Annotated in this window: 12 protein-coding genes; 8 read left to right on the plus strand and 4 right to left on the minus strand. The window is 70.9% G+C overall.

Features of this window, described 5'->3' with window-relative positions; genetic code table 11:
- Complete coding sequence (locus tag ACZ7DL_RS30955) at nt 1-714, plus strand: glycoside hydrolase family 12 protein (RefSeq protein WP_470779162.1); 714 nt, start codon at nt 1-3, stop codon at nt 712-714.
- 42 nt (nt 715-756) lie between these two features.
- Here ACZ7DL_RS30955 and ACZ7DL_RS30960 read toward each other — a convergent pair whose 3' ends face one another.
- Nucleotides 757-2796 (minus strand): glycoside hydrolase family 31 protein, encoded by a 2040-nt coding sequence (locus ACZ7DL_RS30960; protein WP_470779164.1) that lies wholly within the window; start codon nt 2794-2796, stop codon nt 757-759.
- A gap of 116 nt (nt 2797-2912) precedes the next feature.
- Nucleotides 2913-3962, minus strand: a complete 1050-nt coding sequence (locus tag ACZ7DL_RS30965; protein ID WP_470779166.1) for a LacI family DNA-binding transcriptional regulator — start codon at nt 3960-3962, stop codon at nt 2913-2915.
- Nucleotides 3963-4236: 274 nt separating this feature from the next.
- On the opposite strand from ACZ7DL_RS30965, the gene ACZ7DL_RS30970 reads away from it, so the two are divergent.
- On the plus strand, nt 4237-6174 hold the full coding sequence (locus ACZ7DL_RS30970) for an acyl-CoA dehydrogenase family protein (protein ID WP_470779168.1): 1938 nt from the start codon (nt 4237-4239) through the stop codon (nt 6172-6174).
- On the opposite strand, the gene ACZ7DL_RS30975 is transcribed toward ACZ7DL_RS30970, so the two are convergent.
- On the minus strand, nt 6171-6629 hold the full coding sequence (locus tag ACZ7DL_RS30975) for a lamin tail domain-containing protein (RefSeq protein ID WP_470779170.1): 459 nt from the start codon (nt 6627-6629) through the stop codon (nt 6171-6173). The genes ACZ7DL_RS30970 and ACZ7DL_RS30975 overlap by 4 nt on opposite strands.
- Nucleotides 6630-6805: 176 nt before the next feature.
- On the opposite strand from ACZ7DL_RS30975, the gene dxr reads away from it, so the two are divergent.
- The 6 genes from dxr (at nt 6806) to ACZ7DL_RS31005 (ending at nt 14077) form a co-directional block, all read left to right on the plus strand.
- Nucleotides 6806-8077, plus strand: coding sequence for a 1-deoxy-D-xylulose-5-phosphate reductoisomerase (dxr, locus tag ACZ7DL_RS30980; RefSeq protein WP_470779172.1), 1272 nt, complete (start codon nt 6806-6808; stop codon nt 8075-8077).
- Nucleotides 8074-9375, plus strand: a complete 1302-nt coding sequence (locus ACZ7DL_RS30985) for a M50 family metallopeptidase (protein WP_470779174.1) — start codon at nt 8074-8076, stop codon at nt 9373-9375. The genes dxr and ACZ7DL_RS30985 overlap by 4 nt, the downstream gene beginning before the upstream one ends.
- A gap of 171 nt (nt 9376-9546) precedes the next feature.
- The gene (gene ispG / locus ACZ7DL_RS30990; protein ID WP_470779176.1) at nt 9547-10704 is read left to right on the plus strand and encodes a flavodoxin-dependent (E)-4-hydroxy-3-methylbut-2-enyl-diphosphate synthase; all 1158 of its coding nucleotides are present in this window, start codon (nt 9547-9549) and stop codon (nt 10702-10704) included.
- 192 nt (nt 10705-10896) lie between these two features.
- Nucleotides 10897-11745: a GNAT family N-acetyltransferase gene (locus ACZ7DL_RS30995; RefSeq protein WP_470779178.1), complete on the plus strand. Its 849-nt coding sequence runs from the start codon at nt 10897-10899 to the stop codon at nt 11743-11745.
- Between the two features lie 23 nt (nt 11746-11768).
- On the plus strand, nt 11769-12299 hold the full coding sequence (locus tag ACZ7DL_RS31000; RefSeq protein WP_470779180.1) for a GNAT family N-acetyltransferase: 531 nt from the start codon (nt 11769-11771) through the stop codon (nt 12297-12299).
- Between the two features lie 74 nt (nt 12300-12373).
- The gene (locus tag ACZ7DL_RS31005) at nt 12374-14077 is read left to right on the plus strand and encodes a proline--tRNA ligase (protein ID WP_470779182.1); all 1704 of its coding nucleotides are present in this window, start codon (nt 12374-12376) and stop codon (nt 14075-14077) included.
- 58 nt (nt 14078-14135) lie between these two features.
- On the opposite strand, the gene ACZ7DL_RS31010 is transcribed toward ACZ7DL_RS31005, so the two are convergent.
- Entirely contained in the window at nt 14136-14864 is a 729-nt protein-coding gene (locus ACZ7DL_RS31010; protein WP_470779185.1) for a hypothetical protein, read from the minus strand.
- Between the last annotated feature and the right edge of the window lie 4 nt (nt 14865-14868).

The following is a 14868-nucleotide window of genomic DNA, read 5'->3' on the forward strand; positions in this document are numbered from 1 at the left end:
ATGGCATCACACACGCTGCGCCGCGTCGCCAAGGCGCTGCTGGCCCCCGCCCTCGCCCTGGGCGCCACCGTCGGCCTCGCCTCGGCGCCCGCCTCCGCCGCCGTCTGGAACTCCTGCGACCAGTGGGGCAACACCACCCTGAACGGCTACACCCTCTACAACAACATCTGGGGCTCCGGCGCCGGCAGCCAGTGCATATGGGCCAACTCCGGCACGAACTGGGGCGTCTGGGCGAACCACCCGAACACCGGCGGCATCAAGTCCTACCCCAACGCCAAGAAGGTGATCAACAAGCCGATCACCTCCCTCGGCTCGCTCACCAGCAGCTACAACGTCACGGTCCCGTCGTCCGGCGCGTACAACACGTCGTACGACATCTGGGACACGGACTACGACTACGAGATCATGCTCTGGGTCAACAAGACCGGAGCCGTCGGCCCCCTCGGCACCTCGCAGGGCACCGTGACGCTGGGCGGTCACACCTGGACCGTCTACAAGGGCAACAACGGCGCGAACGAGGTCTTCTCCTTCGTCCGCACCTCCAACTCCGGCTCCGGCACGGTCAACATCCTCCCGATCCTGAAGTGGATCAAGGACACCAAGGGCTGGTTCGGCAACGAGACCATCGGGGACGTCCAGTTCGGCTACGAGATCACCTCGTCGTCCGGCGGCCTGAACTTCACCACCAACAACCTGACCGTCAGCAGCGGCTGAGAGACCAGGGGCCGGCTCCCTCGCGGGGCCGGCCCCTCCCCGTCACTGCCTGATGGGCAGCTCCGCGCCGTCCCGCAGGAACAGCGGGATGCGCTCCAGCGGAGCGTCCACCGTCACGGCCGTACCGCCCTCGTACGTCACACCCGTCCAGGCGTCCGTCCAGCGCGCCCCCGCCGGCAGGTACACCGTCCGGGCCGTCGCCCCCGCCGTCAGCACCGGGGCCACCAGCAGGTCCCGGCCGAAGAGGTAGGCGTCGTCCACCGGCCAGGCGGCCTGGTCGTCCGGGAACTCCAGGAACAGCGGGCGCAGCACCGGCAGCCCCTCCTCGTGGGCCTCCCGCATGACCGTGAGGATGTACGGCCGCAGCCGCTCGCGCAGGCGCAGATACCGCTCCAGGATCGCTCCGGCCTCCTCGCCGTAGGACCACACCTCGTTCGGGCCGCCGGTCATCTCGGGGCCCAGCGGCATGCCCGGGTCGCGGAAGCCGTGCAGCCGCATCAGCGGGGACAGCGCGCCGAACTGGAACCAGCGGACCATCACCTCCCGGTAGGCCGGGTCGTCCGGGTCGCCGCCGTGGAAGCCGCCGATGTCGGTGTTCCACCAGGGGATGCCGGACAGCGCGGTGTTGAGGCCGGCCGCGATCTGCCGGCGCAGCGTCGCGAAGTCGGTGCCGATGTCACCGGACCACAGCGCGGCCCCGTAGCGCTGGCTGCCCGCCCACGCCGAGCGGTTGAGGGTGATGACCTCCTCGCCCTGGGCCCGCAGGCCCTCGTAGAAGGCGCGGGCGTTCTCGGCCGGGTAGAGGTTGCCGACCTCCAGGCCCGGGCCCGCCCAGTAGCGCAGGTTGTCCTGGAATCCGGGCTTCAGCTCGGGCTCGCAGGCGTCCAGCCAGAACGCCGTGATGCCGTACGGGGTCAGGTAGTTGTCCCGGACGCGGGACCACACGAAGTCCCGGGCCTCGGGGTTCGTGGCGTCGTAGAACGCCACCTGGACGGTGGAGGCGACCTCCTTGTCCGGCCAGTCGGCGTGCGCCAGCGGGCCGTACTGGGTGCCGATGAACCAGCCGCGCTGCTCCATCACCGCGTGGTTCTCGGAGAGCGGGGACACCGACGGCCACACCGACACGACCAGCTTGACGCCCAGCTCCGCCAGCTCCTCGACCATCGCCGCCGGGTCCGGCCACTCCTTCGGGTCGAACTTCCACTCGCCCAGGTGGGTCCAGTGGAAGAAGTCGCAGACGATCGCCGACAGGGGCAGGCTACGGCGCTTGTACTCCCGTGCCACGGCGAGGAGTTCGTCCTGGGTGCGGTAGCGCAGCTTGCACTGCCAGAAGCCCGCCGCCCACTCCGGCAGCATCGGCGAACGCCCGGTCACCGCCGTGTAGGCGCGCTGGCCGTCGGCCGGAGTGCCCGCCGTGATCCAGTAGTCGATCTGCCGGGCGGAGTCCGCCACCCACCGGGTGCCGTTGCCGGCCAGCTCCACCCGGCCGATCGCCGGGTTGTTCCACAGCATCGTGTAGCCCCGGCTGGACACCAGCACGGGGACGCTCACCTCGGCGTTGCGCTGCACCAGGTCCAGCACCAGGCCCTTCTGGTCCAGCCGGCCGTGCTGGTGCTGGCCCAGGCCGTACAGCTTCTCGCCCTCGTAGGCGGCGAACCGCTGCTCCAGACGGTGCCGGCCGCCTCCGACCGCCGTGTACAGGCGCGGGCCCGGCCACCAGAAATGGGCGCGGTCCTCGGCTAGCAGCTCGCTGCCGTCGGCCGTGCGCAGGAAACGGATCAGGCCCTCGGCGGTCACCTCGACGGTCAGCGCGCCGACGGTCAGGCGCCCTTCCGCGGCATCGAGGGCGATCGTGGACCCGGCGGGCGGCCGGCCGGCGAGCAGCGCGCCCGGCAGCCCGTCGAGCACCGGGCCGCCCAGCCGGGCCCGTACCCGGACCGCGTCGGGACCCCACGGCTCGATCCGCACCGTCTCCTGACGGCCGCTCCACTCCAGCGCCCCGTCCCGCTCCCGGAACGTGCCGACGGTGGGGGAGGACTGCGCGAGACTGACCTTGGGCTGCGCGGCGGCAGGCTGATTCACGGCGGCTCCTGATGAGAGGAGTGCGGGCAGGGACAAGGCAGGCAGAGCCGTGCCCCGGCGGCGCGGGGCACGGAGAAGTACGTCGGTGCGGTGGGGAGAAAGGGTGCGAGGGCGCGTCAGGACGCGGCCGGCGCCGGTCCCGAACTCGCCCGTACCGTCAGCTCGGGCGCGAGCAGCACGACCTCGCCGCCGCCCCGCCCGTCCAGCTGGGCCACCAGGTGCTCCACGGCGTGCCGGCCCATCTCCTGGGCCGGGATGGCGACCGAGGTCAGCCGCACCGACGCCTGGACGGCGACCTGGTCGGGGCAGATCGCGACCACGGACACGTCCTCGGGCACGGCACGGCCCTGCTGGCGCAGCAGCGCGAGCAGCGGCTCCACCGCCGACTCGTTCTGCACCACGAACCCGGTCGTCCCCGGGCGCTCGTCGAAGATCCGGGCGAGGGTGCGGGCCATCGCGTCGTACCCGCCCTCGCACGGCCGGTGCAGCACCCGCAGGCCCGTCTCCCGGGCCCGGGAGCGCAGCCCGTCGAGCGTGCGCTCGGCGAAACCGGTGTGCCGCTCATAGACTGCGGGGGCCTCGCCGATGACAGCGATGTCGCGGTGGCCGAGCCCCGCCAGGTGCTCCACACACAGTGCACCGGTCGCCGTCCAGTCCAGATCCACGCAGGTCAGACCGGTGGCGTCGGCGGGCAGACCGATCAGGACGGAGGGCTGGTCGTCCCCCGCTCTCGACGTCGCTCGAGCGGGGGCACCCCCACGCCGCAGCAGCGGCAGCCGCTCGTCCTCCAGTTCGACGTCCATCAGGATCATGGCGTCGGCCAGGCCGCTGCCGGTGACCCGGCGCACCGCCTCGGGGCCCTCCTCGCCGGTGAGCAGCAGGACGTCGTAGCCGTGGGTCCGGGCCGTGGTGGCCACCGCGATGGCGATCTCCATCATCACCGGCACATACATGTCGGTGCGCAGCGGGATCATCAGCGCGATGATGTTCGACCGTTTGCCGGCCAGGGCGCGGGCGCCCGCGTTCGGGTGGTAGCCGAGCTCCCGGATGCTCTGCTCGACCCGCTGCCGGGTGGTCGCGGAGATGGACCGCTTGCCGCTGAGGACATAGCTCACCGTGCTCGCCGAGACTCCGGCGTGCTGGGCGACCTCGGCGAGGGTGACCATCCAGCTCTCCAAGCTTTGTGAAGCGCTTCGACAGTGCGCGTAGCGGACAAGGGCAAGTGAGGGTGCAATTGACACTAGCTTCAGCGCGGGTGGGTGTCCATAGGCTGTCGAAGCGCTTCGATACTTCTTTGGTGGGGTGCTGCCAGGAACCGTATCGGCCGTTCGGACGCGCGAGGGGTGGTGGGGTCGGCCCGTTTCGGGTACCAACGATCCAGTAGCACTGGTCGGTAACGAACGGTCCCAGTCGTCCCTCTTTGCGGCGAGGTGAGCCTCAATGTCCGCCACCACCACCCCACGCACCACCGTCACCGAGCGCGAGGCCCGTCAGGTGGCGGAGGCCGCCCGGCAGCAGGACTGGCACAAGCCCAGCTTCGCCAAGGAGCTGTTCCTCGGGCGCTTCCGGCTCGACCTCATCCACCCCCACCCCCTCCCCGACGAGGAGTCCGTCCGGCGCGGCGAGGAGTTCCTGACGAAGCTGCGCGCCTTCTGCGAGACGGTCGTCGACCCGGCCCGCATCGAGCGCGAGGCCCGCATCCCCGACGAGGTCGTGGCGGGCTTGAAGGAACTCGGCGCCCTCGGCATGAAGATCGACCCCAAGTACGGCGGCCTCGGCCTCACCCAGCTGTACTACAACAAGGCACTCGCCCTGGTCGGCTCCGTCAGCCCCGCCGTCGGCGCGCTGCTCTCCGCCCACCAGTCGATCGGCGTGCCGCAGCCACTGAAGCTCTTCGGCACCCAGGAGCAGAAGGACGCCTTCCTGCCCCGCTGCGCCCGCACCGACATCTCCGCCTTCCTGCTCACCGAGCCGGACGTCGGCTCCGACCCGGCCCGCCTCGCCACCACGGCCGTACCCGACGGCGACACCTACGTCCTCGACGGGGTGAAACTGTGGACCACCAACGGGGTGGTCGCCGACCTGCTCGTGGTCATGGCGCGGGTGCCGAAGTCCGAGGGCCACAAGGGCGGCATCACCGCGTTCGTGGTGGAGGGGACCGCCGAGGGCATCACCGTCGAGAACCGCAACGCCTTCATGGGCCTGCGCGGCATCGAGAACGGCGTCACCCGCTTCCACCGGGTCCGGGTCCCCGCCGCCAACCGCATCGGCCCCGAGGGCGCCGGGCTGAAGATCGCGCTCACCACCCTCAACACCGGCCGGCTGTCGCTGCCCGCGATGTGCGCCGGCGCCGGCAAGTGGTGTCTGAAGATCGCCCGCGAGTGGGCGGCGGAGCGTGAGCAGTGGGGCAAGCCGGTCGCGTTGCACGAGGCCGTCGGTTCCAAGATCAGCTTCATCGCCGCCACCACCTTCGCCCTGGAGGCCGTCCTCGACCTGTCCTCGCAGATGGCCGACGAGGACCGCAACGACATCCGCATCGAGGCCGCCCTCGCCAAGCTCTACGGCTCCGAGATGGCCTGGCTGATGGCCGACGAACTGGTCCAGATCCGCGGCGGGCGCGGGTACGAGACGGCCGAGTCGCTGCGGGCGCGCGGCGAACGCCCGGTGCCGGCCGAGCAGATCCTGCGCGACCTGCGCATCAACCGCATCTTCGAGGGCTCGACGGAGATCATGCACCTGCTGATCGCGCGCGAGGCCGTGGACGCCCATCTGTCGGTCGCCGGTGACCTCATCGACCCGGACAAGTCCCTGTCCGACAAGGCGAAGGCCGGTGTGGGCGCGGGCGTCTTCTACGCCAAGTGGCTGCCGAAGCTGGTCGCGGGCCCGGGCCAACTTCCCATGTCGTACGGGGAGTTCAGGCACGGTGTCGATCTGTCCGGCCATCTGCGCTACGTCGAGCGCACCGCCCGCAAGCTGGCCCGGTCCACCTTCTACGCCATGTCCCGCTGGCAGGGGCGGATGGAGACCAAGCAGGGCTTCCTCGGCCGGATCGTGGACATCGGCGCCGAGCTGTTCGCGATGAGCGCGGCCTGCGTCCGCGCCGAGCGGCTGCGCGGCGAGGGCAGCCACGGCCGCGAGGCGTACCAGCTCGCCGACGCCTTCTGCCGTCAGTCCCGCATCAGGGTGGAGGAGCTCTTCGCCCGGCTGTGGAACAACACCGACGACCTGGACCGCAAGGTGGTCGAGGGCGTCCTCGGCGGCGCCTACACCTGGCTGGAGGAGGGCGTCCTCGACCCGTCGGGGGAGGGCCCGTGGATCGCCGACGCGACCCCGGGCCCCAGCGAGCGGGAGAACGCCCGCCGCCCGTTCGGGAGCTAGCAGTACGTGTCGCTCGGGTCCCGCGTCGTCCAGGAGCAGGTGTCGGCCTTGGTGCCGCTCGCCTTGGTCAGCGTGGCCGTGTCCTTGTCGTTGTTCCAGACGTAGGCACGGCGGTCCTGGTACTTGTCCGACGCGGTGTCCGAGCCGCTGCCGGTGTGGACCTTCAGGTACTTCCCGGCGCCGATCTTGACGTTCGGGAAGACGTACTTGTGGTCGGCGGCGTCCTTCAGTACCCAGCCCTTGAGCGAGATCGCCGAACCGCTCGTGTTCTTGAGCTGCACCCACTCGGCGTTCAGGCTCTTGTTGGAGCGGTTGTCCGCGCCGGGGCTGTCGAACCACACGTGGTGGATCCGCACACCCCCGGCCGCCTCGGCCGGGGTGCTGAGCAGGGTGCCGGTGAGCAGGGCGGCGCCGGCGAGGGCGGGCAGGGCGGCGCGTACGCGCGCAATACGCATGGAGAGATCCCCCCAGGATGTCGTCCGCGAAGTCGTGAGGAATGAATAGTTATCACATGATCTTCACGGTGACTTCACAAAGGGAAAACCACTCCATCCGGCGACGAAAGCTGTTAACCCACCCGCGCGAGGGACACCCTGTCCGGACCGTCGCCGCTTGCGGCGACAATGGGGGGATGACCGACAGTCCCGCCCGTCCGGCGCCCCTCGCCGACCCGCACCTCGTCTACGACCCCGCCCCCGGGGACGGCCCCAAGGACGTGGTGATCCTCGGCTCCACCGGATCCATCGGCACCCAGGCCATCGACCTCGTGCTGCGCAACCCCGACCGCTTCCGGGTCACCGCCCTCTCCGCGAACGGCGGCCGGGTCGCCCTCCTCGCCGAGCAGGCGCACCGGCTGCGGGTGCGGACCGTGGCGGTCGCCCGCGAGGACGTCGTACCCGCGCTACGCGAGGCGCTCGCCGCCGAGTACGGCGGCGCGGAGCCGCTGCCCGAGATCCTCGCCGGACCCGACGCGGCCACCCAGGTCGCCGCCTCCGAATGCCACACCGTGCTCAACGGCATCACCGGCTCCATCGGCCTCGCCCCGACCCTCGCCGCCCTGGAAGCCGGCCGCACCCTCGCGCTCGCCAACAAGGAGTCGCTGATCGTCGGCGGCCCGCTGGTCACCGCGCTCGCCAAGCCGGGCCAGATCATCCCGGTCGACTCCGAGCACGCGGCCCTCTTCCAGGCGCTCGCCGCCGGCACCCGCGCCGACGTCCGCAAGCTCGTCGTCACCGCCTCCGGCGGCCCCTTCCGCGGCCGGACCCGGGCCGAGCTGGCACACGTCACCGTCGAGGACGCCCTCGCCCACCCCACCTGGGCGATGGGCCCGGTGATCACGGTCAACTCGGCGACCCTCGTCAACAAGGGACTGGAAGTCATCGAGGCCCACCTCCTCTACGACATTCCCTTCGACCGCATTGAGGTGGTCGTGCATCCCCAGTCGTATGTCCACTCGATGGTCGAGTTCACCGACGGATCCACGATCGCCCAGGCGACACCCCCCGACATGCGCGGGCCGATCGCCATCGGTCTGGGCTGGCCCGAACGCGTCCCGGACGCGGCGCCCGCCTTCGACTGGAGCACGGCCTCCACGTGGGAGTTCTTCCCGCTGGACGACGAGGCCTTCCCCTCGGTGAACCTCGCCCGGCACGTGGGGCAGCTCGCGGGCACGGCCCCGGCGGTGTTCAATGCCGCCAACGAGGAGTGCGTCGCGGCCTTCCTGGACGGCGCGCTGCCCTTCAACGGGATCATGGAGACCGTCACCCGGGTGGTCGAGGAACACGGCACCCCGGTCACGGGAACCTCACTGACCGTGTCGGACGTCCTCGAAGCGGAGACCTGGGCACGAGCCCGGGCCCGCGAACTCACAGCCACGACGGCGACCGCGGAGGCGCGTGCATGACGACCTTGATGTTCATCCTCGGCATAGTGGTCTTCGCGGTCGGCCTGCTCGTCTCGATCGCGTGGCACGAGCTGGGGCACCTGTCCACGGCCAAGCTCTTCGGCATCCGCGTCCCGCAGTACATGGTCGGCTTCGGCCCGACCATCTGGTCGCGGACGAAGGGCGAGACCGAGTACGGCATCAAGGCCATCCCGCTCGGCGGCTACATCCGCATGATCGGGATGTTCCCGCCCGACGACCAGGGCCGGGTCGCCGCCCGCTCCACCTCGCCGTGGCGCGGCATGATCGAGGACGCGCGCTCGGCGGCCTTCGAGGAGCTCAGGCCGGGCGACGAGACGCGCATGTTCTACACACGCAAGCCGTGGAAGCGCGTCATCGTCATGTTCGCGGGCCCCTTCATGAACCTGGTGCTCGCGATCGGCCTGTTCTTCGTCTACCTGATGGGCTTCGGTGTCCAGCAGCAGACCACCTCCGTCGAGTCCGTCTCGCCCTGCGTCATCGCCCAGAGCGAGAACCGCGACACCTGCAAGAAGTCCGACCCGGCGTCCCCGGCCGCGCAGGCCGGCATGAAGGCCGGCGACAAGATCGTCTCCTTCGACGGCAAGCCGACCAAGGACTGGGACACGCTCTCCGACCTCATCCGCGACAGCGCCGGCAAGAACGTGCCGATCGTCGTGGACCGCAAGGGCCGGGAGCTGACCCTGCACGCCAGGATCGCCGAGAACCTGGTCCCCAGGAAGGACTCCAGCGGCTACTACGCCAAGGGCTACGTCAAGGCCGGCTTCCTCGGCTTCAGCGCCGCCCACGGCGTCGTACGGCTGGACCTCGACGACTCCGTGACCTGGATGAACAACCGGGTCGGCGACGCCGTCGACTCCCTCGTCGCCCTGCCCGGCAAGATCCCGGCCCTGTGGGACGCGGCCTTCGGCGACGGCCCGCGCGAGCCGGACTCCCCGGTGGGCATCGTCGGCGCGGCCCGGGTCACCGGCGAGATCGCCACCCTGGACATTCCCGCCTCGCAGCAGGTGGCCATGTTCGTGTTCGTCCTCGCCGGCTTCAACCTCTCCCTCTTCCTGTTCAACATGCTCCCGCTGCTCCCGCTCGACGGCGGGCACATCGCGGGCGCCCTGTGGGAGTCGCTGCGGCGGAACGTGGCCCGGGTGCTGCGGCGGCCCGACCCCGGTCCGTTCGACGTCGCCAAGCTGATGCCGGTGGCGTACGTGGTGGCCGGGATCTTCGTCTGCTTCACCGTCCTGGTGCTGATCGCCGACGTGGTCAACCCGGTGAAAATCTCCTAGCCACATGGAGTTCGAGGCGGCCCGGGCGCATGTCGTTCCGGGCCGCCTTCGATCGAGTGGGATTACCGGGTCGGATGTGCTGACGCCCGCGCCGGTGCCGTAATCTCGAAGCCTGGAGCCCGCCGTAGCACGGGACCGGACCTTGATCCACGACTTGGGGTTGCACAGCAGATGACTGCGATTTCTCTCGGCATGCCGTCCGTTCCGACCAAGCTCGCCGAGCGCCGGAAGAGCCGGCAGATCCAGGTCGGAAGCGTGGCGGTCGGTGGAGACGCGCCGGTCTCGGTCCAGTCGATGACCACGACCCGTACGTCCGACATCGGCGCCACCCTCCAGCAGATCGCCGAGCTGACCGCGTCCGGCTGCCAGATCGTCCGCGTGGCCTGCCCCACCCAGGACGACGCCGACGCCCTCGCCACCATCGCGAAGAAGTCCCAGATCCCGGTGATCGCGGACATCCACTTCCAGCCCAAGTACGTCTTCGCCGCCATCGAGGCCGGCTGCGCCGCCGTCCGCGTCAACCCCGGCAACATCAAGCAGTTCGACGACAAGGTCAAGGAGATCGCGCGCGCCGCCAAGGACCACGGCACCCCGATCCGCATCGGCGTCAACGCCGGCTCCCTCGACCGGCGCCTGCTCCAGAAGTACGGCAAGGCCACCCCCGAGGCCCTCGTCGAGTCCGCCCTCTGGGAAGCCTCCCTCTTCGAGGAGCACGACTTCCACGACATCAAGATCTCCGTCAAGCACAATGACCCGGTCGTGATGATCGAGGCCTACCGCCAGCTCGCCGAGCAGTGCGACTACCCCCTCCACCTCGGCGTCACCGAGGCCGGCCCGGCCTTCCAGGGCACGATCAAGTCGGCCGTCGCCTTCGGTGCCCTGCTCTCCCAGGGCATCGGCGACACCATCCGCGTCTCCCTGTCGGCCCCGCCCGCCGAGGAGGTCAAGGTCGGCATCCAGATCCTGGAGTCGCTGAACCTGCGCCAGCGCGGCCTGGAGATCGTCTCCTGCCCGTCCTGCGGCCGCGCCCAGGTCGACGTCTACAAGCTCGCCGAAGAGGTCACCGCCGGCCTGACCGGCATGGATGTCCCGCTGCGCGTCGCCGTCATGGGCTGCGTCGTCAACGGCCCCGGCGAGGCCCGCGAGGCCGACCTCGGCGTCGCCTCCGGCAACGGCAAGGGCCAGATCTTCGTCAAGGGCGAGGTCATCAAGACCGTCCCCGAGTCCAAGATCGTGGAAACCCTCATCGAGGAGGCCATGAAGCTGGCCGAGCAGATGGAGAAGGACGGCGTGACGTCCGGCGAGCCGTCGGTGTCGGTGGCGGGCTGAGCTTTCCGGCACCGGTGGGAGCGCCCCGAAGGGGCGCGGGGCTGAATCGACATGCGGCTCCGCCGCGGGGCGCGAGAACCACGGACGACCCGCGGCCGCCGGAACCCGTAAGCCCCCGAGCTGGAAGGCGCACGGCCAGGCAGCGCAGCTATAGTGCGGGGATCAGCAGAACCCCAGGGTGAGGCCCCGCACGTGTTGACCCAGACCACCTCACGGGTGCTCGAACCGAGTGACCTGGACGCAGCGCTCGCCGTGCTCGACCGCGAGCCGGTCGCGAACGCCTTCGTGACCTCCCGCGTCCAGATCGCCGGCCTCGACCCCTGGCGGCTCGGCGGCGAGATGTGGGGCTGGTACGAGGACGGCATGCTCACGTCCCTGTGCTACGCGGGCGCCAACCTCGTCCCCATCTGCGCCACCCCGCGCGCCGTCCGCGCCTTCGCCGACCGCGCCCGCCGGGCCGGCCGCCGCTGCTCCTCCATCGTCGGCCCCGCCGACTCGACCGCCGAGCTGTGGCGGCTGCTGGAGCCGCACTGGGGCCCGGCCCGCGAGGTCCGCGCCCACCAGCCGCTGATGGTCACCGACCGGATGCCCGCCGACATCGCCCCCGACCCGTACGTCCGCCGCGTCCGCAAGGACGAGATGGAGACGATCATGCCGGCGTGCGTGGCGATGTTCACCGAGGAGGTCGGCGTCTCCCCGATGGCCGGCGACGGCGGCCTGCTCTATCAGGCCCGGGTCGCCGAACTCGTCGGCTCCGGCCGCTCCTTCGCCCGCGTCGACGACCAGGGCCGGGTCGTGTTCAAGGCGGAGATCGGCGCGGCCACGCCCCAGGCCTGCCAGATCCAGGGGGTGTGGGTGGCCCCCGAGTACCGCGGCCGGGGCCTGGCCGCCCCCGGAATGGCGGCGGTCCTGCGCTACGCCCTGGCCGACGTGGCCCCCGTGGTCAGCCTGTACGTGAACGACTTCAACACGGCGGCGCGACGGACGTACCGGAGGGTGGGGCTCCGGGAGGTCGGCGCCTTCATGAGCATTCTCTTCTGAAGCGTGCCCTGTACGCTCCCGGCATGGACCTCGTGATCGGCACCCTGGACCTCACAGCCCACGTCGACGAGGCCCTCGCCGTCCAGGCCCTCGCGTTCGGCCTGGGGCAGGACGAGGTCGCCGTGCGCCGCCAGATCGTCCTGCGTCACATGCAGTACACCGGCGCCAGGGCCTTCGGGGCGACCGCCGGCGGACGCCTCGTCGGGTTCGTCTACGGCATGCCCAACAGCCGCACCCACTGGTGGTCCACCGTCGTCGAGCCCTACCTGCGGGCGGGCGGCAACGACTTCTGGCTCGACGACTCCTTCGTCATCACCGAGCTGCACGTCCACCCCGACCACCAGAACCGCGGCATCGGCCGGCGCCTGATCACCACCATCACCGACACCGCCGCCGAGCCCCGCTCGATCCTCTCCGCGATCGACACCGACAGCCCTGCCCGCGGCCTCTACCACTCCCTCGGCTACGTCGACCTCGCCCGCCAGGTCCACTTCCCGAGCGCCCCGAGGCCGTACGCCGTGATGGGTGCCCCGCTGCCCCTGCGCAGGCGTTAACCGATTTCCACCGGCACAGCTCGCCCGGCTAACCTCCTTGCCATCACCGTTTTCCCGGCAGGAGTACGAGAACCATGGCGAAAGCACCGGTCCAGCGCATGTCCCAGTTGATGGCGAAGACGCTGCGCGACGACCCGGCGGACGCCGAGGTCCTCAGCCACAAGCTCCTCGTCCGCGCCGGCTACGTCCGCCGCACGGCCGCCGGCATCTGGAGCTGGCTGCCCCTCGGCAAGAAGGTCCTCGCCAACGTGGAGCGGATCGTCCGCGAGGAGATGGACGCCATCGGCGCCCAGGAGGTCTCCCTGCCCGCCCTGCTGCCGCGCGAGCCCTACGAGGCCACCGGCCGCTGGGACGAGTACGGACAGGAGCTGTTCCGGCTGAAGGACCGCAAGGGCGGCGACTACCTCCTCGGCCCCACCCACGAGGAGATCTTCACCCTCCTGGTCAAGGACCAGTGCACGTCCTACAAGGACATGCCGGTGATCCTCTACCAGATCCAGACCAAGTTCCGCGACGAGGCCCGCCCCCGGGCCGGCATCCTGCGCGGCCGCGAGTTCCTCATGAAGGACTCGTACTCCTTCGACCTGGAGGACGAGGGCCTCGCCCAGTCCTATGCCCTGCACCGCGCGGCCTACCAGCGCGTCTTCGAGCGTCTCGGCCTCGACTACCGCATCTGTGCCGCGACCGCGGGCGCGATGGGCGGCTCCAAGTCCGAGGAGTTCCTGGCCCCCGCCGAGGCCGGCGAGGACACCTTCGCCGACTGCCCGAACTGCGACTTCGCCGCCAACACGGAGGCGATCACCTACGAGCTGAGGCCGGCCGACGGCTCGGCGGTGCCCGCGCTGGAGGAGATCCCCACCCCGGACACCCCGACCATCGAGACGCTGGCCGCCTCGCTCGGCGTCCCGGCCTCCGCCACGCTGAAGAACCTGCTGGTCAAGGTGGACGGCGAGATCGTCGCCGTCGGCGTGCCCGGCGACCGTGAGGTGGACCTCGACAAGGTCGAGGCGCACTTCGCCCCGGCCGCCGTCGAACTGGTCACCGAGGCGGACTTCGCCGGCCGCCCCGACCTGGTCCGCGGCTACGTCGGCCCGCAGGGCCTGGGCGAGAAGGTGAAGTACATCGCCGACCCGCGCGTGGCCCCCGGCACCGCCTGGATCACCGGCGCCAACAAGGAGCACACGCACGCCAAGAACGTCGTCGCCGGCCGGGACTTCGAGGTCGACGCGTACGTGGACGTCGTGGTGGTCCAGGAGGGCGACCCCTGCCCCAAGTGCGGCACCGGCCTGAAGCTGGACCGCGCCATCGAGATCGGCCACATCTTCCAGCTGGGCCGCAAGTACACCGACGCCCTCAAGCTCGACGTCCTCGGCCAGAACGGCAAGCCGGTCCGCGTCACCATGGGCTCCTACGGCATCGGCGTCTCCCGCGCCGTCGCCGCGCTCGCCGAGCAGACCGCCGACGACAAGGGCTTGGTGTGGTCCAAGGAGGTCGCCCCGGCCGACGTGCACGTCGTGGCCGCCGGCAAGGCGCTCCAGACCGAGCTGGCGCTGGACGTCGCCGAGAAGCTGGCCGCCGCGGGCGTCCGCGTCCTGGTGGACGACCGGGCCGGGGTCTCCCCGGGCGTGAAGTTCACCGACGCCGAACTGATCGGCGTCCCGCAGATCCTGGTCGCCGGCCGGCGGGCCGGCGAGGGTGTGCTGGAACTGAAGGACCGCAAGACCGGCGAGCGCGAGGAGCTGACGGTCGAGGACGCGATCGCGCGCCTCACCGCCTGACCCAGGGTGACCGGTGAGCGGCGGAGCGCCCCGGCGTGCTGCCGCTCACCCGAGGCGGTCAGCCCCGGCCGGCCTCCCAGTCCTTGCGGGAGACCGTCCAGTACTCCCGGCTCCTGAAGGCGACCGAGAAGACGGTCCCGTGGCGGGTGCGGGCCTGGGCCACCGTCGCACCGGCGGGCTCCGTCAGGCACCGCCCGTCCGGGGCGGGCGAGGGGCACGGCATGGGTTCCTCGATGCGCCACGCCGGGTCCCACGGGTCGTCCCACTCGACGGTGAACGACGGATCGTTGAGCTCGGGCTTGGGCAGGCGCAGCCCGTCGGCCTGCCGGCCCTTGGACCGCTGGTACTCCAGCGCGTACCGCAGCCCGCCGATCCCACCGGTGTCCGGCCCCCCGCCCGTCAGGCCGCCCCAGTCGCCCAGATGCGCCCGGCCGATGTCCTTCAGGGTCGCCGTGATCCCGCGGGGTGCCCCGTAGTAGGCGACGGCGTCCATCCGGCAGTGCACCACCTCGGGGTCATCGGGCTGTTCGAAAAGGTTCGACGGCCGCGGCCCGTGGCAGAAGTCGCTGAAGCGCAGGAACACCGGCTCCAGCGAGGGCCGCGCCGCGAACGCCGCCACCCGCTCACGGATGTCCTCTTCCGCCTGCGCCCGCTTCTGCCGCGCCGCCGCCGACGTCGCCAGCCGGTGGCGTTCGTCGGTGTCCGGGTCGGCGGCGGAACAGCCCGACGCCAGCAACCCGGTCAGCGCCAGCCCCACGAGCAGCGCTGTCCGTCCGGTTCTTCTCACCGGG

The sequence above is a fragment of the Streptomyces sp. NPDC036984 genome, assembly GCF_055607665.1.